Source organism: Chloroflexota bacterium, assembly GCA_020161265.1.
Taxonomy (GTDB): domain Bacteria; phylum Chloroflexota; class Chloroflexia; order Chloroflexales; family Herpetosiphonaceae; genus Herpetosiphon.
The window spans coordinates 180,393-204,668 of record JAIUOC010000006.1 but is presented as its reverse complement, the minus strand read 5'-3'; the positions used below and the strand labels follow the sequence as shown (position 1 = coordinate 204,668).

16 protein-coding genes are annotated in these 24,276 nt (G+C 50.8%); 7 read left to right on the top strand and 9 right to left on the bottom strand.

Annotated elements, in window-relative coordinates:
• The first annotated feature begins 11 nt into the window (after positions 1–11).
• From LCH85_15100 to LCH85_15075, 6 genes are all read left to right on the top strand, one after another.
• Positions 12–1,550, top strand: a complete 1,539-nt coding sequence (locus LCH85_15100; GenBank protein MCA0353320.1) for an ATP-binding cassette domain-containing protein — start codon at positions 12–14, stop codon at positions 1,548–1,550.
• On the top strand, positions 1,547–2,764 hold the full coding sequence (locus LCH85_15095) for a sugar ABC transporter permease (protein ID MCA0353319.1): 1,218 nt from the start codon (positions 1,547–1,549) through the stop codon (positions 2,762–2,764). The genes LCH85_15100 and LCH85_15095 overlap by 4 nt, the downstream gene beginning before the upstream one ends.
• 64 nt (positions 2,765–2,828) lie before the next feature.
• Positions 2,829–4,517, top strand: a complete 1,689-nt coding sequence (locus LCH85_15090; GenBank protein ID MCA0353318.1) for a ribulokinase — start codon at positions 2,829–2,831, stop codon at positions 4,515–4,517.
• 24 nt (positions 4,518–4,541) lie between these two features.
• Entirely contained in the window at positions 4,542–5,183 is a 642-nt protein-coding gene (locus tag LCH85_15085) for an L-ribulose-5-phosphate 4-epimerase (GenBank protein MCA0353317.1), read from the top strand.
• Between the two features lie 132 nt (positions 5,184–5,315).
• Positions 5,316–6,821 carry an L-arabinose isomerase gene (gene araA / locus LCH85_15080; protein ID MCA0353316.1) on the top strand — a complete coding sequence of 502 codons (1,506 nt, stop codon included), beginning with the start codon at positions 5,316–5,318 and terminating at the stop codon, positions 6,819–6,821.
• A 189-nt stretch (positions 6,822–7,010) separates the two neighbouring features.
• On the top strand, positions 7,011–8,042 hold the full coding sequence (locus LCH85_15075) for a LacI family transcriptional regulator (GenBank protein MCA0353315.1): 1,032 nt from the start codon (positions 7,011–7,013) through the stop codon (positions 8,040–8,042).
• Here the strand turns inward: LCH85_15075 and LCH85_15070 are convergent.
• Positions 8,039–8,554, bottom strand: coding sequence for a hypothetical protein (locus LCH85_15070; GenBank protein MCA0353314.1), 516 nt, complete (start codon positions 8,552–8,554; stop codon positions 8,039–8,041). The genes LCH85_15075 and LCH85_15070 overlap by 4 nt on opposite strands.
• Positions 8,555–8,599: 45 nt before the next feature.
• On the bottom strand, positions 8,600–10,453 hold the full coding sequence (locus tag LCH85_15065) for a bifunctional homocysteine S-methyltransferase/methylenetetrahydrofolate reductase (protein ID MCA0353313.1): 1,854 nt from the start codon (positions 10,451–10,453) through the stop codon (positions 8,600–8,602).
• A 299-nt stretch (positions 10,454–10,752) separates the two neighbouring features.
• On the opposite strand from LCH85_15065, the gene LCH85_15060 reads away from it, so the two are divergent.
• Positions 10,753–14,124: a tetratricopeptide repeat protein gene (locus tag LCH85_15060; GenBank protein MCA0353312.1), complete on the top strand. Its 3,372-nt coding sequence runs from the start codon at positions 10,753–10,755 to the stop codon at positions 14,122–14,124.
• A 53-nt stretch (positions 14,125–14,177) separates the two neighbouring features.
• Here the strand turns inward: LCH85_15060 and LCH85_15055 are convergent, their stop codons facing one another.
• The 7 genes from LCH85_15055 to nuoK form a co-directional block, all read right to left on the bottom strand.
• Positions 14,178–14,648 (bottom strand): hypothetical protein, encoded by a 471-nt coding sequence (locus LCH85_15055; GenBank protein ID MCA0353311.1) that lies wholly within the window; start codon positions 14,646–14,648, stop codon positions 14,178–14,180.
• Complete coding sequence (locus tag LCH85_15050) at positions 14,645–16,597, bottom strand: protein kinase (GenBank protein ID MCA0353310.1); 1,953 nt, start codon at positions 16,595–16,597, stop codon at positions 14,645–14,647. The genes LCH85_15055 and LCH85_15050 overlap by 4 nt, the downstream gene beginning before the upstream one ends.
• A gap of 192 nt (positions 16,598–16,789) precedes the next feature.
• Positions 16,790–18,409: an NADH-quinone oxidoreductase subunit N gene (locus tag LCH85_15045; GenBank protein MCA0353309.1), complete on the bottom strand. Its 1,620-nt coding sequence runs from the start codon at positions 18,407–18,409 to the stop codon at positions 16,790–16,792.
• A gap of 11 nt (positions 18,410–18,420) precedes the next feature.
• The gene (locus tag LCH85_15040) at positions 18,421–19,935 is read right to left on the bottom strand and encodes an NADH-quinone oxidoreductase subunit M (protein MCA0353308.1); all 1,515 of its coding nucleotides are present in this window, start codon (positions 19,933–19,935) and stop codon (positions 18,421–18,423) included.
• 18 nt (positions 19,936–19,953) lie between these two features.
• A complete protein-coding gene (locus LCH85_15035) occupies positions 19,954–21,651 on the bottom strand; it encodes an NADH-quinone oxidoreductase subunit M (protein MCA0353307.1) in 1,698 nt (565 codons plus the stop codon).
• 12 nt (positions 21,652–21,663) lie between these two features.
• Positions 21,664–23,877 (bottom strand): NADH-quinone oxidoreductase subunit L, encoded by a 2,214-nt coding sequence (gene nuoL / locus LCH85_15030; protein ID MCA0353306.1) that lies wholly within the window; start codon positions 23,875–23,877, stop codon positions 21,664–21,666.
• A gap of 80 nt (positions 23,878–23,957) precedes the next feature.
• Positions 23,958–24,275 carry an NADH-quinone oxidoreductase subunit NuoK gene (gene nuoK / locus LCH85_15025; protein MCA0353305.1) on the bottom strand — a complete coding sequence of 106 codons (318 nt, stop codon included), beginning with the start codon at positions 24,273–24,275 and terminating at the stop codon, positions 23,958–23,960.
• Between the last annotated feature and the right edge of the window lies 1 nt (position 24,276).

The following is a 24,276-nucleotide window of genomic DNA, read 5'->3' as shown; positions in this document are numbered from 1 at the left end:
AGGCACAGGTTATGTCTGATGTACTACTTGAAATGCGCGGAATCACCAAAACCTTTCCTGGGGTCAAAGCGCTGAATGATGTCAACCTGCAAGTGCGCCGAGCCGAAATTCACGCCTTGGTCGGCGAAAATGGCGCAGGTAAATCAACCTTGATGAAGGTGCTCAGCGGGGTCTATCCCCACGGAACCTACACTGGCGAGATTATTTTCGAGGGCCAGGAGTGTCGTTTCAACGATATTAGCGCCAGCGAAAAACTGGGGATTGTGATTATTCACCAAGAACTGGCCTTGATTCCGTTTCTCTCAATTGCCGAAAATATCTTTCTCGGCCACGAAACTGCCTCACGCGGCGTGATCAATTGGAATACGGCAATTGCCAAAACCCAAGCATTGCTCAAAAAAGTGGGGCTGAGTGAATCACCCAATACCTTAATTACTGATATGGGCGTGGGCAAGCAGCAACTGGTGGAAATTGCCAAAGCGCTTGCCAAAGAAGTAAAACTGCTGATTCTCGATGAACCAACTGCTAGCTTAAACGAAAGCGACAGCGAAGCCTTATTGCAATTGCTCTTGCAATTCAAACAACAAGGCATTTCATCAATTCTCATTTCACACAAACTGAATGAGGTTTCTAAAGTTGCCGATGCGATTACGGTGCTCCGTGATGGCGCAACCATCGAAACTCTCGATTGCCACAAAGAACAAATTAGCGAAGACCGAATTATCCGCGGCATGGTTGGCCGCGATTTGAGCCATCGTTTCCCGCCGCGCGAGGCCACGATTGGCGAAACGATGTTTGAAGTCCGCGATTGGAATGTCTATCACCCACTCCACGCCGAGCGCAAAGTTGTCGATAACGTCAGCTTTACTGTGCGCAAAGGCGAAATTGTCGGGATCGCTGGCCTGATGGGTTCGGGCCGCACCGAATTAGCAATGAGTATTTTTGGCCACGCTTATGGTAAGCATATCAGTGGCCATGTATATAAAAATGGCCGTGAGATCGATGTTCGCACGATCCAAAAGGCCATTCGCAATGGCATTGCCTATGTCACCGAAGATCGCAAAGGCTATGGTTTGGTGTTGATCGATGGGATTAAAAATAATATTACCCTCGCCAATCTACCAGCCGTCGCCCGCAACTCGGTGATCAACGAGCCAAAAGAGTTGCGCGTCACCAATCAATATCGTGATGATTTAGCCATTCGTAGCTCCAGCGTCTTGCAAAAAACCGTCAATCTCTCGGGTGGCAATCAACAAAAAGTTGTGTTGAGCAAATGGCTGTTTGCCAACCCCGATATTTTGATTCTCGATGAGCCAACTCGCGGGATTGATGTGGGGGCCAAATACGAAATCTACACGATTATCAATCGCTTGGCGCAAGAAGGCAAAGCCGTCATCGTAATCTCTTCGGAATTACCCGAAATTCTCGGCATGTGTGATCGCATTTATGTGATGAATGAAGGCCAGATTGTGGGCGAGATGCCTGCTGCTGATGCCTCGCAAGAGAAAATCATGAAATGCATTATGCAGCAGGAGGTTAACCAGCCATGAGCGCTGAACTAAAAACCAATGAATCCAGCAAAGCGGCTGGTTTCAACTTCGCCACCGTTGTCGATTTCGTCAAAAACAATATGCGCGAATATGGCATGCTGGTTGCCCTTGTGATCATTGTGCTGTATTTCCAATTTCAAACCGATGGGGTCTTGCTGCAACCACTCAATGTCACCAATGTGATTTTGCAAAATAGCTATATCGTGGTGATGGCCTTGGGTATGCTGCTGATTATCGTGGCAGGCCATATCGATCTTTCGGTTGGCTCGGTAGCAGCCTTCGTCGGAGCAGTCGCTGGCTATATGCTGGTCGAAAAAGATTATCCAGTAATCGTCGCCTTTGCTGCTTGTATCGGCATCGGTGCAGCAATTGGCGCGTTTCAAGGCTATTGGGTGGCCTTCCGCAAAATTCCAGCCTTTATTGTGACCCTCGCGGGCATGTTGATTTTTCGCGGCTTGACCTTGGTTATGTTAGGTGGCACCTCACTTGGCCCCTTCCCTTCAAGCTTCCGCGAAATGAGCACTGGCTTTATTGGCGACCCAATCGGCGGAGCTGAATCAGCTCTCCACATCACAACACTGATTGTAGGCTTAGCCTTTGCGTCCATCATCGTTTACCTAGATCTAGTCGGTCGCAAAAATAGCCGCTCATTTAACTTCCCAGTTATGTCTACTCCATTATTTATCGCCAAAAATGCCCTAATCGTTGGGATTATTCTGGCCTTCTGCTATATCCTTGCTTCCTACGAAGGCTTGCCCAATGTCTTACTGATCTTGATCGGCTTAATCGCGCTGTATATGTTTGTCTCCAAAAAGACCGTGATTGGGCGACGGATTTATGCCTTGGGTGGCAACGAAAAAGCCGCTAAGCTCTCTGGTGTGCCAACCGACCGCCTAACTTTCTACACCTTCATCAATATGGGGGTTTTGGCAGCCATCGGTGGTTTGATCTTCACCGCTCGTTTGAACTCAGCCACGCCCAAAGCGGGCACCGGCTTTGAGCTTGATGTAATCGCCTCGGTCTTTATCGGCGGTGCATCAGCCTCAGGTGGCATTGGCACAGTCTTTGGCGTTGTGATCGGGGCGCTGGTGATGGGCGTACTCAACAACGGTATGTCGATCGCTGGCGTAAGTGTCGATTGGCAACAAGTGATCAAAGGCGCTGTGCTATTGGTCGCGGTCTACTTCGATGTATCCAGCAAAAATAAAGGTTAATTGCAGGTAGCCAAGGCATTAGTCTCGCTAGGCTAGTGCCTTCACCAATCTAAAAGGAGTTGCCATGAGTCGGCAAACATACGCGATCGGTGTCGATTTCGGCACCGAGTCGGGCCGTGCTGTGCTCGTTGATGTGCGCAATGGTCAAGAAATCGCCACGGCAATCTATCCCTATGCCAATGGTGTAATCGACGAGAAGCTGCCCGGCACCAACATTCGGCTGGAGCCAGATTGGGCACTACAAGACCCCAATGATTATCTCGATGTGTTCAAAATAACCATTCCTGCTATTCTCAAAGAAAGTGGCGTTGATCCAGCCGATGTGATTGGGATTGGGGTCGATTTCACCGCTTGTACGATGTTGCCAACCAAAGCCGACGGCACGCCATTGTGTATGCTGCCCGAGTGGCGCAACACTCCTCATGCTTGGGTCAAATTGTGGAAACATCACGCGGCCCAGCCCGAAGCCAATCAACTCAATCAGATTGCTCGTGAGCTTGGCTATAGCTTTCTTGATCGCTATGGCGGCAAGATTAGCTCGGAGTGGTTTTTCCCCAAGGCTTGGCAAATTCTCAACGAAGCCCCCGAAGTCTATGCCGCCGCCGATCGCTTGATCGAAGCAACCGATTGGGTAGTGTGGCAATTGACCGGAGTTGAAACCCGCAACGAATGCACCGCAGGCTACAAAGCCATGTGGTCGAAATCCGAGGGCTTTCCACCCAACGAATTTTTCAAAGCACTCGACGAACGCATGGAACAGATCGTCGATCAAAAAATGTCGCGCACACTCTTGCCGCTTGGCGCAAAAGCTGGCGGTCTCAGCCAACAAGCCGCCGAATGGACGGGCTTGCGGGCTGGCACAGCAGTTGCCGTCGCCAATGTTGATGCCCACGTCACCCTGCCAGTTACCGGCAATACCGAAATCGGCACGATGGTGATGATTATGGGCACCAGCACCTGTGACGTGATGAACGGCGAACATCGCGCTGAATTGCCAATTGTCGAGGGCATGTGCGGCGTAGTCGATGGCGGGATCGTGCCGGGCATGCTGGGCTACGAGGCAGGCCAGAGCGGGGTTGGCGATATTTTCGCTTGGTTTATTGAGCATGGTGTGCCTGGCAACTATTTTGAGCAAGCCAAAGCCGAAGGCCTCAATATTCATAGCTTGCTCGAACGTGAAGCCGCGACCCTTAAGCCTGGCGAGAGCGGTCTCTTGGCGCTCGATTGGTTCAATGGCAATCGCTCAACCTTGGTCGATGTTGAACTCAACGGCTTGGTGTTGGGTATGACCTTGGCCACCACTGCGCCCGAAATTTACCGTGCCTTGCTTGAAGCGACGGCCTATGGCAAACGCGAAATTATCGAAACCTTCAATCAATCGGGCGTGCCAATTCGCAAATTGATTGCGGCTGGCGGCCTGCCCGAGAAAAACCAGCTGCTGATGCAAATTTATGCTGATGTGACCAACTATGAAATTAGCGTGATCGCCAGCAAACAAGCTCCAGCGCTCGGTTCGGCCATGCACGGCGCAGTTGCCGCTGGGGTTGAAGCAGGTGGCTACGCCGATATTGCCAGCGCCGCCAAACACATGGGTCGGCTTAAAACCGAAACGTTCAAGCCCATTCCCGCCAATGTTGAAATTTACGACCAGCTCTACGCTGAATATAAAGTGCTGTACAACTACTTTGGCCGTGGCGAAAACGATGTGATGAAGCGGCTCCGCATGCTGCGTCACGCCGCACTCACGGCTTAGTTGCAGCCAGATTGGAATACGACAATGTTAGAAACAATTAAACACGAACTTTGGAAATTGCACCTTGAATTGCCCAAAAATGGCTTGGTGACTTGGACTTCGGGCAATGTCAGTGCCCGTGATCCTGAAACCAATTTGGTGGTGATCAAGCCGAGCGGCGTGATGTTTGAAGATTTGCGCCCAGCCGATCACGTAGTCGTCGATTTAAATGGTAATGTGATCGAAGGCGACTTAAAACCATCATCGGATACCGCCAGCCATTTGTATATTTATCGCCATCGCCCTGATGTGAATGGGATTGTGCATACCCACTCGCCATTTGCCACGGCTTTTGCCGCCAATGGCAAATCAATTCCGGTTTATCTCACAGCAATGGCCGATGAATTTGGTGGACCGATTCCATGTGCTGGCTTTGCCTTAATTGGTGGCGAAGAAATTGGCCAACAGGTGGTTGAGCACATTGGCACATCGCCAGCGGTATTGCTGCAAAATCATGGCGTTTTCACGATCGGCAAATCGGCCAAAGCTGCCGTCAAGGCTGCTGTAATGACCGAAGATGTAGCACGAACAACGTGGTATGCCTTGCAAATCGGCCAGCCCCAAGAAATTGCCAGCGATGACGTTGCCAAATTGCACTATCGCTATACCCATGTGTATGGTCAATAACACGAGGGGTCAGGGGCTAGGGGTCAGTTTGAAAAACGATAAGGGTCAGAATTTAGGAGCTAGGAGTCAGTTTAATTAATCCTGATCCCTGATCTCTCGTCCCTGACCCCTCAACTATAGAAAGGCCAGTCAATGCTTGACTTGAAACAATACGAAGTTTGGTTTATTACGGGCAGCCAACATTTGTATGGCCCCGAAACTTTAGAACAAGTTGCCAAACACTCACAAATTATCGCCGCTGGGCTTGATCAAAGCAGCACAATTCCGGTGCGGGTGGTCTTCAAGCCTGTGCTCAAAACGCCCGACGAAATTTACAATTTGGTGCTCGAAGCCAACGCCGCCAAAAACTGCATTGGCTTGGTCGCGTGGATGCATACCTTCTCGCCAGCCAAAATGTGGATTGCTGGCCTACGCAGCTTGCAAAAACCATTGGCTCACTTGCACACCCAATTCAACAGCGAAATTCCATGGTCGGAAATCGACATGGATTTTATGAATCTCAACCAAGCGGCTCACGGCGACCGCGAATTTGGCTTTATTGTCAGCCGTATGCGCCTAGAACGCAAAGTAATTGTTGGGCACTGGCAAGATAGCGAAGTGCATGATCGGATTGCTGCATGGACTCGCGCCGCCGCTGCTTGGCACGATGCCCAAGGAGCCCGCTTCGCCCGCTTTGGCGACAACATGCGTGAAGTTGCCGTGACCGAAGGCGATAAAGTTAATGCTCAAATGTGGCTTGGCTATAGCGTCAGCGGCTATGGCGTGGGCGATCTCGTGCGCTTTATCAACGAAGTTAGCGATGCCGATATCAACAGCACGTTGCAAGAATATGCCGAACAGTATGAATTGGCAGCAGGCTTGCAAACTGGCGGCGAGCAGCATCAATCGCTACGCGAAGCCGCCCGCATCGAGCTAGGCTTGCGCTATTTCCTTGAGCATGGCAATTTCAAAGGCTTTACAACAACGTTTGAAGATTTGCATGGCTTGGTGCAATTGCCAGGTTTAGGCCCACAACGCCTGATGGATCGCGGCTATGGCTTTGCTGGCGAGGGCGATTGGAAAACCGCTGCGCTGGTGCGGGCGATGAAAGTGATGAGCGCTGGGCTAAACGGTGGCACCTCGTTCATGGAAGATTACACCTATCACTTTGGCAGCAACGGCATGAAAGTGCTGGGCGCACATATGCTCGAAATCTGTCCATCAATCGCTGCGACTAAACCACGGCTCGAAGTCCATCCCTTGGGCATTGGTGGCAAGGCCGACCCAGTGCGTATGGTATTTGATGCCAAAACTGGGACAGCCGTCAATGCCTCAATCGTAGAAATGGGCAATCGTTTGCGCTTGATCAATAGCGTGGTTGATGCAGTTGAAACCGACCAACCCTTGCCCAAATTACCAGTTGCCCGCGCCTTGTGGCTACCCCAGCCCGATCTCAAAACCGCTGCGGCGGCTTGGATCTACGCAGGCGGAGCGCATCACACGGGCTTTAGTTTTGATCTGACCAGCGAACATCTCGCCGACTTTGCTGAAATTGCTGGCATGGAATATTTGCAAATTGATCGCAACACCAACGTTCAGCAATTCAAACAAGAACTTCGTTGGAACGATCTGTACTATCACTTGGCCAAAGGTTTGTAAACCCACGGCAAGCAACCCAAGTCGCAACGCTGCGCAACCTTGGCAACGATCGCCAACTGTGGTGGATTGGCGATCCTCTAGCCTTGAGTAGCAGGGCAACTTGGCGTGAGCAACGCTGGGACAAAATCGGCTATACTACCGACTTGCGTCCCAGCGATCTGAAATGCACCATGCTATTGGGAGTTCGCCATGACCATTCATCGTCCACAAAAAGTCACGATCAAAGATATTGCCAAACTGTGTAATGTTTCGACCCAAACCGTTTCGCGGGTGCTCAACAATCGGCCTGATGTTTCGCCGCAAACCCGTGAGGCCGTTGAAAAAGCCATCGCTGATATGGGCTATCAGCCAAGTGCCTTAGCCCGCAGCCTCGTGCAACAGCAAAGCTTTACCTTGGGGGTGATTACCGCAGGCTTGCAATATATGGGCGTGTCGCTCACGTTGAATGGAATTGCCGAGGAAAGCGAAGCCTCGAATTATGCGCTGTTGCTCAAGGAATTGCCGCGCTTTGATCTGACCAACATTGTGCCAATTATTGAAGCGCTCATGGCTCGCCATGTCGATGGAATTATCTTTGCGGCGGCTGAACTGAACGAAAATGTCGAATTGGTGCAGGCTCAACTTCCAGCAACCTGCCCACCGATTGTCTTTGTCAAAAGCCAACCTAATGAGCGCTTTACCACGATTGGCATCGATAATTATGGCGGTGCACGCCAAGCAGTCGAACATTTGCTGAGCATTGGGCGACGCGAAATTGGCCTGATTTGCGGGCCAATCGAATGGCTCGAAACCCGTCAACGCCGTAGCGGCTGGTACGATGGGTTAGAGGCAGCAGGCATTACGCCAACCCAGCAGCAAATTGGTATTGGCAATTGGTCGGCGGCCAGCGGCGAGCAAGCCTGTGCTGAATTATTCAAACGCTACCCGCAAATGGATGCCGTATTCGCTTGTAACGATCAAATGGCCTTGGGTGCGTTGCATTATGCCAGCAAACATGGCATTCGCGTGCCCGAAGCATTGGCAGTTGTAGGCTTTGATGATTTAGCTGAGGCCGCTTATTTTTCACCAGCACTCACCACGATTCGCCAACCATTGCGTGAATTAGGCCGCTTGGCCGTTCAAACCCTGTTGCAATTGATCAATCCGAGTGAAGGCCAAATGCCACCAGTTGTAACAACCATGCCAACTCAATTGATCGTGCGCGACAGTAGCCTGAGCTAGGCAATTTTACGGGTAACCAGCGCCAATTCCCAGACGATTTTGCTATGCTGGCTATAGGTTACAACATAATAATTACCTTCAATTACTCGTTCGTAGTGATATTGTTGCAGTTGTTGGTTGCCAATTGCACTAAAATCGCCATAAAACCGCCTGCCACCACGCTTGCGTACCTCTTGTAATGATTGCAATTGATCAATTTGCACTAGCACCTGACCGCTGATCCAATCGCGCACCAATTGCACGAGATAAAAGCCCACTACGGCGATCATCAGTCCGATTATGGGCCAAATCAAGGCTGAAACCTGCTTAAGTGCAACATGGAACGTGACAATAATGCCTATAAGAAATAGCAGCGCAACCAATAAGGTAACAATATTTCGCCGCAATCCTTGGCGTTGCTGCGTGGATAACGCGATGTGTTGGCTCATAATCAGGGGCTTGAGCATTCGTTTACAGTTGGGGCATTGATTAATATGCAGCGCAACTTTTTGCTGGCAACGTGGGCATTGCATGGCGATCTCCTCAAAACCAGAATTCGCCATGCAATACGTTCAAGGTTAAACGTTGGTTGCCTTCAAGACTTCCAGCACTTCGGCGGCCATTTCGTAGCGCCCAAACGATGGCATGATGTAGACCCCTTGGATGCGATCATAGGCCGAAGCTAGAATTTCTTGCGAAACTTGCACCCCAATCGCCCGACCATTAGCCCCGGCTTCTTTCATGCGTGCCAATACATCCTTGGGCAAGGTAATGCCTGGCACTTCGTTATGTAAAAATGAAGCATGGCGATAGCTCTGAACTGGCATCAAGCCCAAAATAATTGGAATTGGGAGCGAACCAAGTTTATCGAGGAAACGATCAAGTTCAGTCGCATCATACGAAATTTGGGTCATGGCATAGTGTGCGCCAGCCGCCACTTTTTGATGCAATCGATCAATTTCCCAATCGGGGTCTTCAGCGTTGATATTCAGCGCCACCCCAATTAAGAAGTTGGTTGGCGTGCCAATATCGTTGCCAGCAGTATCCACCCCGCTGTTCATACCCGCAATTACCTTAACCAGGCCAATGGTATCAACATCGAACACGCCCGATGTACCAGGATAGGCACCAAACGAGGGTGGATCGCCTTTCAAGGCCAAGATGTTGCGCACCCCCAAGGCATGCGCCCCAAGCAAATCGCTTTGCAAGCCCATCAACGAGCGGTCGCGAGTCGTAAAGTGCAAAATCGTTTCCATGCCCACTTGTTGCTGAATCAAGTTACACATGGGCAAGGCACTCATCCGCACCCGTGCCATCGGGCTATCAGCAACATTGATAAAATTGACTCCAGCTGCCTGCATTTGGCGAGCACCTTCGAGGCAGCGCCGTGGGTTGTGGCCTTTGGGTGGATCGATTTCAACGCTGGTAACAAAGGCACCATCAGCCAACATACGGCCAAGTTGGGTCGTTTCGGCGCTCTTGCTGGGCAATTGCACGCTTGGCGCTTCTTCATCAACAATCGTAATATTCAGTGTGCTAGCTGGATTCAGATCCTGCAAGGCGCTGTGCATGCTGCTAATATGCTGCGGAGTAGTGCCACAACAGCCACCAACAATCTGCACGTTCAATTCTTCGACCATCCGGCGGGCATAATCGGCCATATATTCAGGCGACGATGGATAAAATACGCGGTTATGGCGCTCGGTCGGCCAACCAGCGTTTGGTTGCGCCGAGATCGGAATCGTGGCATTAACGGCTCGCATGCTCTGGACGACCCGAAAGACCCGTTGTGAGCCAACCGAACAGTTGACCCCAACCACCGCCACGCCCAACTCAACCAGCTTGCGCACTACTTCCTCAGGCGTGTTACCAAGCACCGTGCGGCCATCTTCAGCAAAGGTCATCTGCGCCACGATTGGCAAATCGCCAACTTGTTTGGCAGCTTTAACCGCAATCAGCATCTCGCGTAAATCGCTAAATGTCTCGAACATCAACAGATCAGCACCCTGCTCCAGCAATGTACCAATTTGTTCGGCAAAGGCTTCGTGGGCTGCTTGCTCAGTCAAGGGGCCATAGGGTTGCAATAAAACACCCAATGGGCCAACCGCACCAGCAATCAAGGTGTTGGTGCCAGCAATCTCGCGGGCTTCACGAGCCAGCTTCATGCCGCGATGATTAATTTGGCGGACTTTATCGGCCAAGCCAAAAGGCTCCAGTTTGAAGCGATTTGCGCCGTAGGTATTAGTTTCAATAATATCGGCCCCAGCCTCAATATAACTTTGGTGAATTTCACGCACGACATCTGGCTGGGTCAGATTCAAGGCATCGAAGCACTCATCAAAATCAATGCCGCGACCATACAGTTGAGTGCCCATCGCGCCATCACACAGCAAGGCTCGTTGCCCTAGTTGTTCAAGAAATGGATTCGCCATAGCCTTAGTTCCTTGTCCATTGGTAAAGTTGTTGTCGCACGATCGCCGTTGATCGCCAGTAACTATAGCATACTGCTTAACATTTGCACGTTTCTATGAATTGTTCGTTATTTTGCTAATCCTCACCCTTCGCACCCTTCGCGGTTCCGCATTGACTCATCCCTAGTTCTCCACCCTTCCGATCCCCGATCCCCAACAACCGATCCCTGATCCCTAGCCTCTGACCCCTCGTTTTTGAGCTTGTGGCCGATTTTTTGCTATAGGCTCAGTATCGTTTCGTATGGAGCAACAATCGGTTTATGACAGTTCAAACGACTACGTGCTGCTCAACCTGCAATTTTGCCGAAAACCCGCCGAGTGCGCGGTTTTGTGGCAATTGCGCTAGTCCTTTGCCACTGCACTGTTTTAGCTGTGGCGCGGCCAATCCACCTGGCTTTCGCTTTTGCGGCACATGCGCCACTGGCTTGATTGAGTATATTCCTGCGGCCACAACACGGCGCGTGGTCACAATTCTGTTTGCCGATGTTTGCAACTATACCAACCTGACCAATCGGCTGGGTGCTGAGCATATGTATAGTTTGCTCGACCCATGTTTGCGACGCTTGGGCGAAACAGTACGGCGCTTCGAAGGTACAATCGATAAATTTACCGGCGATGGTTTAATGGCGGTTTTTGGCATGCCAGTCGCGCTAGAAGCACATGCTGCCCAAGCTGCGTACGCCGCATTAGCCATGTTTGAAGAATTAGCCGCCTACAACGAAACGATCGCTCAGGCAGGGGTGCAATTTCAAATTCGGGTCGGCTTGGCCAGCGGCGAAGTGATTGCTGGTTTGCTTGGTTCTGATCGCTATAGCGATTTGACCGTGATCGGCGGCCCAGTCAACTTGGCGGCGCGGCTGCAACAAGTGACCGATCCTGGCACGATTATGGTCGATGGCGATTCAGCTCAATCATTACAAACGAATTTTATGTTCAACGAACAGCATCCAGTTGCCCTCAAAGGTTTTGAGCAACCAATCGCTGCGGCTATTTTAGCGGGCAAACAATTGGCTCAGGCGGTAGTTGATGGTAGTTTTGGATTGCCCTTGATTGGGCGCGAAGCCGAATTGCAGAATCTGATTGGCGCAACCGAGCTATTACACAACGGTATGGGCGGCGTGATTGGCCTAACTGGCCGGGCTGGCGTTGGCAAAACCCGCCTGACCGCCGAAATTATTCAGCATTTGCATAGCCGTGAGGTCAAAGTATTGACCAACGATTGTAGCAGCGCCACTCGAATTGTGCCTTACAGTGCCTTTTTGGGCTTGATTCGCCAGCTTTTCCAGATTGATCATGCCGATTCTGCCGCCACAATTCACCATAAAATCCAATTGATGATTCATAGTTTGGGCAATATGCCGCTCGATCTTTTGCCTTACATTGAATATTTGCTCTCGCTCGATTTTATTGATCAAAGTTTGGTTGAGCGGGTGCAGCATCTTGATGCGGCTCAATTGAAGCGCCATGTCTTTTTGGCAATTCGCGAATTATTGGTAGCCTGTACCCGCCAACAATCGATGGCAATTGTGATCGACGATGTGCAATGGGCCGATGATCTGTCGTTGGAATTGCTCGAATTTATTGCCGAAACCTTTGATGCTTCGTCGTTGCTGCTCTATATGGTGGCGCGTGATGATGAAACACCGCAGATTCGCCAAACCTTCAATCGGATTTTGGCCCAAGCCCGCCAACGTGGTTTGGTGCTTGAACTTAATTCACTTAGTCCTGAAGCAGCCGAAGCCTTGATCAAACAAATTCTGCCCCAAGCCTCAGCCGTGATGATCGATCATTTGGTGCGCCAAGCCGATGGTGTGCCATTTTATTTAGAAGAATTAGCGCGTCATGCGCTGCATGCTGGCCTTGATATTCAAGCTCAAAGTAGCGATAGCCTACAAATGCCGTCAATGCCGCTTTCGCTACAAGCGCTAATGCGTTCACGTTATGATCGGCTACCCAACGATTTGGCGCATAGTTTGGCGCTGGCGGCGGTGATTGGCCGCCGTTTTAGCCAGCAACTACTCTGCCAACTACGGCCTGAGCAATCGATCAATCAGCAACTCCAACAATTGCAGCAACGGGGGTTTGTGCAGCCAATCGCCAACCATCACGATGATTGGGCATTTAGCCATTTGCTGCTGCAAGAAACAATTTACTCCAGCCTATTGCAGCAACAACGCTATAGCTTGCACGGCGAGGTTGCGCTAGCACTCGAAACCCACGATGAGCAACGGCCTGAATTGTATATCGATGCCTTGGCCTATCACTTCAGTCGCTCGCAGCTGACCCACAAAGCCTTGGAATATTTGCTGTTGGCGGCGCAACGGGCAGCCAGCCGTTTTGCTAACGACGACGCGCTGCGCTTGTATGATCAAGCTATGCCCTTGCTTAGCGAACTGGATCACCCAGCAACCGAGCAAGCCGTCAGTTTGTTTCATGGGCGTGGCGATGTGCTCAGTTTTGTTGGGCGCTACGATGAAGCACGCATGGCCTATCAGCAAGCGATCAGCCAAATTCAGCCAAGCTCGGAAAGCCAAGCAACCCATGCCACGATTTTGCGCCAATTAGCGGCAACCTATGAAAAACAGGGCAATTACGACGAAGCGATGCTGCATTTGGAGCAAGCTCGTTTAGTTTTAGCTGATGGAGCTTTGTTTGATCATGCCCGCATTGACTGTGATGCAGGCTGGATCGCCTTTCATCGCGGCAATTTGACCCAGGCTGAGCGGTTGCTCAACAATGCCTTGACCATCAGCGAACTGAATCAACACCATGGCTTGCAAGCGCTGGCCGCCAATCGCCTAGCGGGAGTCTATTGGCAACGGGGGAGTCTCAAAGCTGCCCAAGCCTTGGTCAACCAAAGTTTGGCGGTCAGTCGCTATTTAGGCGATTTACCAGCGATGAGTCGGGCACTCAACAATCTTGGGGTAATTGCGATGGAGCTAGCCGATTGGCATGCTGCCGCCAATTACTACGAGCAAAGCCTAGAAACCACCCAAGCTATCGGCGATTTGAATGGCCAGATTTTGGCAATCAACAATCGTTCACATTGTATGTTGATGCTTGGCTTGCTCAACGATGCGCTGCGTTTCTCGCAAATGGCCTTGCGTTTGGCCCGCCAAATTGGCGCAAAATTACATATGGCTACAGCCTTAATTCAACAAGGCACGATTTCGTTTTACGTTCAAGATTATCAACGTGCTCGGCGCTACTATTTACAAGCCGAGCAACTATTTCGTGAGCTAGGCCATTACGACCCCAAGCGGGTAATTTTGGCCGAAATGCTTGGACGAATTGGCTTTGTTGAAGGTCGGCGGGCTTGTGCCAATCGAATGGCAGCCCGTGCTTTGCGACTGGCCCAGCAACTCAATGAACCGCAATCGCTGTTTCGCAGCCAAGCCTTACAGATCTATTTGCAAGCCTATAACGGCCAACGTCGCCAAGCCAGCGAGGCGATCGATCAGCTGCTGCAATTATCGGTCAACAATAATTATTTGTTAGCATTGGGCTTAACCATTGGCGCAACGATTAAGCGCCTGAATGGCGATTACAATATTGCCCTAGCCCATCAAGAACGCGCCGATATTTTATTTGAGCAGATGAATACCCCTGCAATGCTGCGTGAATATGTATAAAATCCCCCTGATTCAAAGCTGAACCAAGGGGATTTCAGCAAGCTACATCGGGCTTATTGAGGGATTGCTTGTTTGAGGGTTTGCAATTCGGTAAATAATTTCGCCAAAATTTCGGGATACTCGGCACCATCAATCGTGGCGATCGATTTGCTACCCGTAGTCAGGGTATAGCTAAACATATCGCAGCAACTGCCCAAATCCCCATAACTTGGGTCAAGACTCGCAAAGGCCGGATCATTCAAAATCGCTTGGAGTGCGGTCAATTGTTCGGGCGTGGCATCGCCGACACGTAAGGTACTTGCAGCGCTCACGCTGGCTAATTCTAGTTTGCCATCACTCCAAATTGTTAGGGTTTCATTGATTCCAGCAATTCCACCAGTTTGGGCGAATGTCAGCAGCACTTCAGGGTTGGTTGCACTGGTTGCAATTGGCGCAGTTGTGGCGGTAGCTGGTACGCTGGTTGGAGTTGCGCCACCACAGCTTGCCAAAACCAACAACAGCAATCCAAGCCATAATCGTTTCATTCAGTCGTTCCTCGAACATAGGTCTCATAACGGGCAATTTTATATTGGCTGGGGCTAAACAAGATGCTGCCTTCGAAGCGGGCAGTTGCATCGGGCGAAAGCGTACTATTGCCAGGGGTGATCGTATCGACCCCAATAATTTCATCTTTTTCGTTGTAGGTTACCAGATAGATGATAATTGTTCGCGTGCGTTTTCCGCCTGTGTTGGTGATCTTGCCAGTTACCTCATAGAAAATTCCATCGGGGTTAATTGCTAAATCATCAATCTTCAAGTCAGGGTATTCAAAGGCACTGCCCAAGGCATTATCTAAACCAAATGCTTCATATTCAATTGTTTGATATTCAGGTGCATCGCTGAGCACCAAAATCCATGGTGCTCGTTCGCCCGGATTGACCACTGCGAGCACTCCATAACCTGTCTCAAAGTCAACTTCTTTGTTATCAACCAAAAAGGTTGCTTCAATTTTGATCGCACTTTTGGGCGTATCGGTGTTATTGGTCACCATGCCATACATCAATAAGGTTGTGCCAGCCCTACGCGAACCAATATTCGAAAGCGTAAATTCATCTTCAGCATTCGGATCGGCGGCCTGCGGAGTTTTCGCAGGTGGTTCAGCCGCCACAACCTCAGGCGTTGGAGTTTTTCTATTAGCAACTGCGGTGGCAGCACTGCCAATGGTTGGACGTGGGCGTTGGGTTGCCAGATCAGGAATTTGCACAAAAATATCGGGATCTTTGGGCGGTAGTTTTTCATCAAAAGCCGAATTTATTGTATAAACGCCCAAACCACCAATGATCACGATTGAGAGTAAGGCTAACCAAAACCATGGCGAAATGCCGCGCCGTGGTGGTTGACCAATCAGCACTGGATTCGCTTGGGGCATTGAGCCATACTGCGGTTGGGTTGGTCCTAAATTGCCAGTGTTTGGCATCGCGCCATATTGCGGCTGGCTGGGATGGCCAGCATAATTGGGCTGACTAGGATGTCCGCCATATTGCGGCTGGCTCGGCTGGGCTGCGCCATAACTTTGCTGGCTTGGGAAAGCAGCATAATTAGCAGGCATAGGCTGCTGTGGACGTACAACCGTTGGCCCTGAATAATTTTCATAGCCAACTGGAGTTGCCGCATTATTCATAATCGAGCGCAGCACACGGGCAATCTCGCCCATGCTTTGCGGGCGATTTTGCGGCGCTTTGGCCATCATCGCCATAATCAAGCCATCAAGGGCTGGCGGCAACAAGGCTCCGGTGGTGCTGGGGGCTGGCGGCTGAGTATAAACATGGCCAAACATAATTTGGGCCGTATCGCCCTCAAATGGCAAGCGTCCAGTTATCATTTGAAACAGCAGCACACCCAAGGCATAAATGTCAGTGCGGGCATCAAGCGGTTGTGCTTGAATTTGCTCAGGAGCCATATACGAAAGCGTGCCAATAATCATGCCACTTTGGGTTAATTGATGTTCTTTCGATTCGCTATCGGCCAAACGCGCCAAGCCCAAATCAACCAATACAGCGCTGCCATTGAGGCGAATCAAGACATTGGCTGGTTTGATATCGCGGTGCAAAATCCCTTGGCTATGGGCATATTCCAAGGCATCGGCTAATTCGGCAGTAATTTTCAGCACTTTTTCCAAGGGCATGCGACCTTGGCGCAACTCATCGCTAAGGCTTGGACCTTCGATCATTTCCATCACAATAAAGGGCATGCCTTTATCTTCGTCAACATCGAATACCCGCACAATATTGGGGTGCGATAGCTGTACTGCCACCTGGGCCTCGCGCAAAAAGCGCTGGCGAGCATCCTCGGTTGCATTACCCAAAATAATTTTAATTGCCACAGAACGCCCAAGTTGTGGATGGATCGAGCGATACACAGCGCCCATACCACCAGCCCCCAAGGGTTGGCCCAGCGTATATTTGCCTAAGGTTGTGTTGGTTAAATCTGTCATGATCGCCTCTTGTTGCATGCACCACGCCGATCCATCTTAGCACACCATAGCAAGATTGTATGTACAAACGATGAATATTGCTTAAACGTTCCTTCATAATTGACGTTTGGATGCACAGTTGTGTTTCCGTTAAAAAGCAAATGCCCGCTACGCACTCAGCGAGCAGGCATTTGACCAATTGGATCGCTAGTATTATTGAGCCGCAATCCGGATGGTAGCTTGTTCAAGCACCCCGTACAACCAGGTTGGTACAATCCCCAAACCAAAGATCAACAGGGTAATGGCGGTCATGACGATGCCAGGCCCAAAGCCAACCTTGATTGGTTCGTCGGTTTCCGCAGGCGCAAAATAGACAGCCTTGAGGAAACGCAGGTAGTAGTACAAGCTGATTACGGTATTGCTGACTGCGAAGATCACCAGCCACTTTGCGCCTTCTTGCCAAGCAGCAATAAAGACATAGAACTTCACAAAGAAGCCTGAGAGTGGTGGAATCCCCGCCAACGACAAGATTGCAACCGTTAAGAGCAACGCCAAGCCAGGCGCACGGCGGCCTAAGCCATTCAAGTTGCTAAAGTCGGTGCCACCCACTGCATCTTCGACCAAGGCCAAGATACCGAAGGCACTCAAGTTGGTGACGGTATAGGCAATCAAATACATCAAGAGCGAGATGCCGCTATCGCGTTGGGTGCCAACCAAGCCTAACATCAAGAAGCCTGCTTGGGCAATTGATGAATAGGCCAGCATACGCTTGGCATTTGTTTGGGGCAAAGCCGCCAAGTTGCCAACCAGCATGGTCAAGGCTGCCAAAATCGCGATCAGGCTCGTCCAGCCGCCAAAACTGGTACTCGTGCCAATTGCTGCCGTACCAAGAATGCTGGGTGCGCCGAAGCCGGTCACCAACACCCGATAGAGCAAGAAGAAGCCAGCGGTTTTTGAGGCGGTCGAGATAAAGGCCGTCATCGAAGTTGGCGCACCTTGGTACACGTCAGGCGACCAAGCATGGAACGGCACAATCGCAACTTTGTAGGCCATCCCCGCGAGGATGAACAACAGCGCTAAGATGGCAACACCTTGGCTTGGGCCTTCGGGGTTAACAAAGGCCAATTCAACCGCCGTTGCGACTGAACGCAAGCTGGTTGGAGTTGTGGTCATGGTCTGGCCATTCATCAAGGTCAAGCCCAAGAGCAAGCTCATGCCAAACAGCAAGATTGCCGATGAAAGCGCCCCGAAAATGTAGTATTTGGCCCCAGCTTCGGTGCTGACAGGGTTGCGGCGGAAGTAGCCAGCCAACACATACAACGGAATACTGGTCAATTCAATGCCCAAGTAAATCATAATTAATTCGCCGCCAGCGGTCATGAAAATCATGCCAAGGGTAGCAAATAAGATCAGAGCATAGAATTCAGCTGGGTTGTTCGAGGGCTTGGCTTTGCTGGTCAAAATCACTGTCACAAAGGCTGCGCCGATAAACACCAAGCGCCCAATGTGGGTCAGTGGGTCAACCACAAATGCCCCGCCCAGAATACTGCCATCAAGGCCGCTGCTGCGCAGATTTTGGAAGATACTGAAGTCGTAGAACTTCCAATCGCCAAACTGCACCCAAGTGAAGAAACCACCTTGGATCAGCACCATCACAAATGCCAAACCCAAGCCCATCAAGGTCATGCTGATAGCTTCTTCGGTACGATCGTTTAATGCTTCCTTGCCCTTCGACCAACGCGTCAGGACATCGCCAAGCAGCACCATGGCCGCAATCGCCAGTAGCAAAAACTCAGGGATGAGCCGCGTAAAATCAGCTATTTGAAAATTCACGTCATTCCTCCCTAACGTCCTGCTAGATCAATCATGCGCTGGGCAATGGGCTGGACACCGGTCGCAATGTAGTCCATGATGATGCTGGGGAATAAGCCAACCCCAACCACGACGATTGCCAAAACTGTGCCTGAGAATTTTTCTTGCCAAGTCAGCGGTGGCAAATCATGGTAGTGCGGGTCTTTGACCTCGCCCATAAACGCCATATAGCCAACCCGCAAAACATAGGCCGCAGTAATTGGAATCGACAAGGCTGCGACTGCCGCCACCAAGGGATATTGGTTCATCACGCCAGTGAAGATCGTGAACTCGGCCATAAAGCCTGCCGTGCCTGGCATCCCCATCGACGAGAGACTCGCAATAATGAAGACCACAAAGGCAAATGGCATAACTTTCATCAAGCCACCCAGTTCAGGCAATTGGCGGGTGTGAGTCCGTTCATAGACCATCCGACCAACCACCGCAAAGAACAAGGCGGTCATTACGCCGTGGGCAAACATTTGCATCACTGCGCCGTTGAGTGCGGTTTCGTTCATTGAGGCCAGCGCCAACATCACCAAGCCCATGTGGCTCACCGATGAGTAGCCGATCACATACTTGAAGTCTTTCTGAACCATCGCAATCGATGCCCCATACACGACGTTCATTAAGGTCATCACGGCAATACCTGGCAACCAGAATTGTGCGCCGTTTGGCATGAGCCACAGCGCTGCCCGTAATGCACCATAGGCTCCCAGCTTCATCAACACCCCAGCGTGGAGCATCGAAACCGCTGTGGGAGCAGCCACGTGACCTGTTGGCGACCAGGTATGGAAGGGGAACATCCCCGCCAACACGGCAAACCCAACAAACACTGGCAAGAAGAAGATTTTTTGGAATTCGAGGCTGAATACCCGTTGTGAAAGCTCGACCATATTAAAGGTACCGCCCACAACGTAAATCGCCACCATCCCAATCATCAAGGCTGCTGAACCAACCATCAAGTAAATGGTAAGTTTCATCGCGCCATATTCTTTGCGCGTCGAACCCCAAATCCCGATCAGCAGGTACATTGGCAACACAGCCAATTCATAGAACACGAACATCAGGAACAAGTCCAGCGCCATAAATACGCCGTACACGCCGACCACCAGCAAGAGCAGCAGGACGAAATATTCCTTGACCCGATCTTCGATATTCCATGAGATGAATGTGCCAGTGAAAATCACCAAACCATTCAACACAAGCAAGGGCAAGCTGATCCCATCAGCGCCAACCAAATAGGCCATGCCAAGCTGCGGAACCCAATCTAGCTTTTCGACAAACTGCATCTTGGTGCCCATATAGCCCGTTGCATTGGGATCATAGGCAAAAAAGACCAGCAAGGCGATGCCAAACGAGATTGTCGCAACCACTGCCGAGATAATCCGCATGGCTTGTTTTTGCTCTTTGGGCAAAAACATAATCACCAAAGCCCCAAGTAAGGGAATCAACCAGATGAGGCTCAGGTACGGAATGCCCGCTGGCAAACTTTCGATCAAATGCATCGTTTAACTCCGTCCACGTTACAGGTTTGTAAACACCTGAGCCATCACCGTGGCTGCGTAGTTTGATAAATCCATCAGTGGCTTGGGGAAAATCCCAAACACCAACAGTACAATAATCAACGGTAGGGTTACGTTGAAGGCCCAATCACCAACTTTGATGTCTGGCAAGTTGGTCAGCTTGTGGTTAACTGGCCCGTAGAAGATCTTTTGATACATTCGGATCAGCACCAAGGCAGTCACAATCAAGCCCAACACGGCAATTGTGGTGATTACTGGCTGCGTGCCCCACGCGCCACGGAAAATAAAGAATTCACCGACGAAGCCCGCCAAACCAGGTAATCCAAGGTTGGCAAACATCGCCACGCCCATAATCCCAGCAAAAATTGGCATAACTTTACGCAAGCCACCAAATTGATCAAGCTGGTACGTGCCAGTCCGTTCGTAGAGTTCGCCCGCGAGGAAGAACAATGCGGCAGTGCTGAAACCGTGGGCAACCATCTGTGCTTGCACCCCATTCATTGCTGAGGCGCGAATATTCACGGCTAAGTCGCCAAGACTTTCGGGCGCTGCCGAAGCTACTGCCGCCAAGCCAAGCAAAACATAGCCCATGTGGTTAATCGAAGCATAGGCGATCAAACGCTTGAGGTTGGTTTGAGCCAAGCCAGCGTAGGCACCAAACAAAATGCTGGCCAAAGCCAAGATTGCCAAGGCTGGCGCGAAGAATTTGGTTTGTTGCGGGAAGAGCATAATCATAATGCGGATCATGCCATACGCACCCATCTTCGACATCACGGCTGAGACAATCATCGAGCCACTGGTTGGGGCATTTTCGTAGGTGTCAGGCTGCCAGGTGTGCAATGGCCAAACTGCCAATTTCACCGCAAAGGCCACGAAGATGCTCCAGAAGACAATTGCTGCTGGAGTACCATTGCTTGTGCCCAAAATGCTGGTCAAACCAATATCTTCGACGGCGCTGAACAACATTGATTGCAAGGTTGCGCCGCTGGTGTAGCCTGCACCCAATTTTGGCGCAAGCAAGGCTGGATCAACGGGCAAGCCCTGACCCAAACGTGAGAGCACCACCAAATCGAAGGTACCAGTTGCCAGATAGATAAATTCGAAGATCAACAACATTGCTACCGAGCCAGCCATCGTATACACGAAGAACTTGAAGGCGGCGTAGCGGCGGTTTTCACCACCCCAGTTGTTGATAATAAAGAACATTGGCACCAAGCTGAATTCCCAGAACAGGAACAACAGCAAGAAGTTGAGCGATACGAAATAGCCCAACATCGCCGATTCCAACAACAACATCAAGGCCAAATAGACGTTTTGGCGATGTTTGATGCGGAAGGCCGCCAAGATACAGACTGGCGTTAACGCTGTGGTCAAAAACACCAGCGGGAAGTTCAGGCCATCAAGGCCAACAAAATAGTCAGCGTTGAAAAATGGAACCCAGCGCACCCGATCCACTTGCTGGATCATGGCTTGATCGCCAGCGACAGAAGCGAGAGTTGGATTAAACCCACCGCTAAGCCACAAGAAGAGCGTGAGCCCGAGTGGCACCAAGCTCCACGCAAACACCCCCCAAGCAATCGTGCGGCTGTTTTCGGCTGGCTTGGGGAATACCAAGGCCAGCAACATCCCCACCAATGGCGAAAGGGCAATTAGCGTGGTGATGCTCCAATCACTGAATTTGATAAATTCGTTCAGCATTCGCTCACGCTCCTAGAAGGCATACATATAAATCAAGGCCAACAGCACCACGCCACCAAAGATGTAGGCACCGTAGTCTTGAATTTTGCCCGTGGCCGATTGACGCACACCGTCGCCCACCATAATCGTACCTTCGCCAATATCGTCGGTGACGGTATTCAACGAGAAGTCGTCGATGATGAAGTTGACGCGGCCAATAAATAGCGTTACCAAGCCAGTCAAGTTGACCACCCGATCAACCACATGGCGGTCGATCCAGTTCATGACGTGGCCTGCGCCATAGGTTAGGGCAATAAAGGTCTTGTCGTAAATCTGGTCAATGTAGAAGCGATTTTCTAATAATGTCCAGATTGGCCCCAAAGCGCCAGCCAAGGGGTCACGATCGTTGGCATTTTTGAAGGCATTGCGATAGGTCAAATAGCCTAAGCCAATCCCAACTAATGCCACCACGGTTGCAATTCCTGCCACCATCGGATCAGGGGTAGGAATATGACCACCTGGATTCACATAATCGCTAAACCAGTGAATGCCAAAGAACAAGCCTGCATTCACAAAGCCTGCGCCAACCGCAAACAAGCTCAAAATGATCAACGGAGTCGTCATCGAGCGTGGCGATTCGTGTGGATCATGCGCTTCGTGATGATGGTGATGATCGTCGTGGTCGCCATGACCGTGATCGTCGTGACCATGAGCCGCAGCGTGGGCAGCTTTACGTGGTTCGTAACCACGGAACTTGCCAAAGAACACCACCGCAATTTGGCGGGTCATATAGAACGCCGTCAAGAAGGCAGCGGCAGTCAGCACGCCATAAATCACATAGTGGTGATTGATGAAGGCATCAAGAATAATTTCATCCTTCGACCAGAATCCAGCGAAGGGGAAAATCCCAACCAAGGCCAAGTAGCCTGCCATATAGGTCAAGAAGGTTACTGGCATGAATTTGCGCAAGGTACCCATGTTGCGAATATCTTGGGCTTTATCTGGATCATGGCCAACGGTCGCTTCCATCCCGTGGATCACCGAGCCAGAGCCAAGGAACAAGAGTGCTTTGAAGAAAGCGTGGGTCAGCAAGTGGAACAAGGCTGCAACCCAAGCGCCAATCCCCAGTGCCGCCACCATGAAACCAAGCTGCGATAAGGTCGAGAAGGCCAGAATGCGCTTGATGTCATATTGCGCCACCGCAATCAGGGCTGCGAACAAGGCCGTGAATGCGCCAATAAAGGCGACCACTGGCAACACTTCGCTGACCGCAAAGATTGGGAAGGTGCGAATGACCAAGAACACCCCAGCCGCAACCATAGTCGCAGCGTGAATCAGCGCTGAAACTGGCGTTGGGCCTTCCATTGCATCGGGCAACCAAACGTGCAGCGGAAACTGCGCCGATTTGCCAACCGTGCCAAGAAACACTAAGCCCGCCATCAATGAAGCAGCGCTAATTCCAGGAATCAAACTAGTCGCAGTTTTGATGCTTTCCAAAAATTCGCCGTTGTAGATTTGGCCTGATTCGTGGCCGAAGGTCAACGAGCCAGCCTTGTTGTAGATGTACATCATCCCCAACATCATGCCCACATCACCAATCCGGGTGGTAATAAAGGCTTTTTTGGCAGCTTCGCGAGCCGAAGGCTTGAAGAACCAGAAACCAATCAACAAGAACGAACACAGACCCATCAACTCCCAGCAGATAAAGAACAGCAATAAGTTATCTGCCAGCGTCATTCCCAACATCGAAGCGGTAAATAACGCAATATAGGAGAAGAAGCGCGATTGGCGTTGGTGGCCTGCGGGGAATTCATCGTGAGCCATATAGCCCACTGAGAAGAGGTGAATACACCATGCAGCCAGCGTTACCATTGCCAACATCAGCACCGTAGCACCATCTAAGCGATAGCCAAAGTTAAAAAACCCAGAGCCATCTGGTGCCCATGCAAACGATTTAGCATAGAAATTCCCAAATGTTGGAATTGCGGTTTCCGCATGGCCACCTTCAGCGGCAGCTTCGCTAGCCGGTTCTTGGCTAGCTGCAGCAACCAATGGTGCATTAGGGAATCCTTCGCTGATCGATTGTGCCAAAACACCCCAGGCAATCACCGTAGCCAGGCCAAGCAAGACTAACGCCGTGGTATACGACGCTTTGCGCGAGCGCCCAATCGGTGGCACGAGGGTGATCAACACAAATGCTGCCAATGGCAGCAGCGGAATCAACCACGCAAGATCAAAAAACGGCATTGATCAGTCCCCTACTTCGAGACGAATTACAAAGGGTGGTCAAAGTGGTTTCCACTCTCGCCGGCCTTTGCAATGCGTCACTATCCTTTAAGTGTATCTATTTCGTCAGCGTTAATCGTCAGGCGAGCACGATAGATTGCAATCACCATTGCCAAACCAACCGCCACTTCAGCAGCGGCAACTGCGATGGTAAAAATTGCAAAGATCAAGCCCGCTGTGCCCGTTGGTTGTAGGTAGCGCCAGAAAGCGACTAAGTTAATGTTAACTGAATTCAACATCAACTCAATCCCCATCAGCATCCCCACGATGTTGCGCCGCGAGAGCGCCCCAAACAGGCCGATGCAGAACAATCCGGCAGCGAGGGTAAGCACCCACACTAATGGGACAGAACCAACCATC

What these genes read in the sequence shown, in the direction of transcription:
- LCH85_15100 (MCA0353320.1), top strand. Translation starts at nt 12, where the DNA reads ATGTCTGATGTACTACTTGAAATGCGCGGAATCACCAAAACCTTTCCT.
- LCH85_15095 (MCA0353319.1), top strand. Translation starts at nt 1,547, where the DNA reads ATGAGCGCTGAACTAAAAACCAATGAATCCAGCAAAGCGGCTGGTTTC.
- LCH85_15090 (MCA0353318.1), top strand. Translation starts at nt 2,829, where the DNA reads ATGAGTCGGCAAACATACGCGATCGGTGTCGATTTCGGCACCGAGTCG.
- LCH85_15085 (MCA0353317.1), top strand. Translation starts at nt 4,542, where the DNA reads ATGTTAGAAACAATTAAACACGAACTTTGGAAATTGCACCTTGAATTG.
- araA (MCA0353316.1), top strand. Translation starts at nt 5,316, where the DNA reads ATGCTTGACTTGAAACAATACGAAGTTTGGTTTATTACGGGCAGCCAA.
- LCH85_15075 (MCA0353315.1), top strand. Translation starts at nt 7,011, where the DNA reads ATGACCATTCATCGTCCACAAAAAGTCACGATCAAAGATATTGCCAAA.
- LCH85_15070 (MCA0353314.1), bottom strand. Translation starts at nt 8,554, where the DNA reads ATGCAATGCCCACGTTGCCAGCAAAAAGTTGCGCTGCATATTAATCAA.
- LCH85_15065 (MCA0353313.1), bottom strand. Translation starts at nt 10,453, where the DNA reads ATGGCGAATCCATTTCTTGAACAACTAGGGCAACGAGCCTTGCTGTGT.
- LCH85_15060 (MCA0353312.1), top strand. Translation starts at nt 10,753, where the DNA reads ATGACAGTTCAAACGACTACGTGCTGCTCAACCTGCAATTTTGCCGAA.
- LCH85_15055 (MCA0353311.1), bottom strand. Translation starts at nt 14,648, where the DNA reads ATGAAACGATTATGGCTTGGATTGCTGTTGTTGGTTTTGGCAAGCTGT.
- LCH85_15050 (MCA0353310.1), bottom strand. Translation starts at nt 16,597, where the DNA reads ATGACAGATTTAACCAACACAACCTTAGGCAAATATACGCTGGGCCAA.
- LCH85_15040 (MCA0353308.1), bottom strand. Translation starts at nt 19,935, where the DNA reads ATGCATTTGATCGAAAGTTTGCCAGCGGGCATTCCGTACCTGAGCCTC.
- LCH85_15035 (MCA0353307.1), bottom strand. Translation starts at nt 21,651, where the DNA reads ATGCTGAACGAATTTATCAAATTCAGTGATTGGAGCATCACCACGCTA.
- nuoL (MCA0353306.1), bottom strand. Translation starts at nt 23,877, where the DNA reads ATGCCGTTTTTTGATCTTGCGTGGTTGATTCCGCTGCTGCCATTGGCA.
- nuoK (MCA0353305.1), bottom strand. Translation starts at nt 24,275, where the DNA reads ATGGTTGGTTCTGTCCCATTAGTGTGGGTGCTTACCCTCGCTGCCGGA.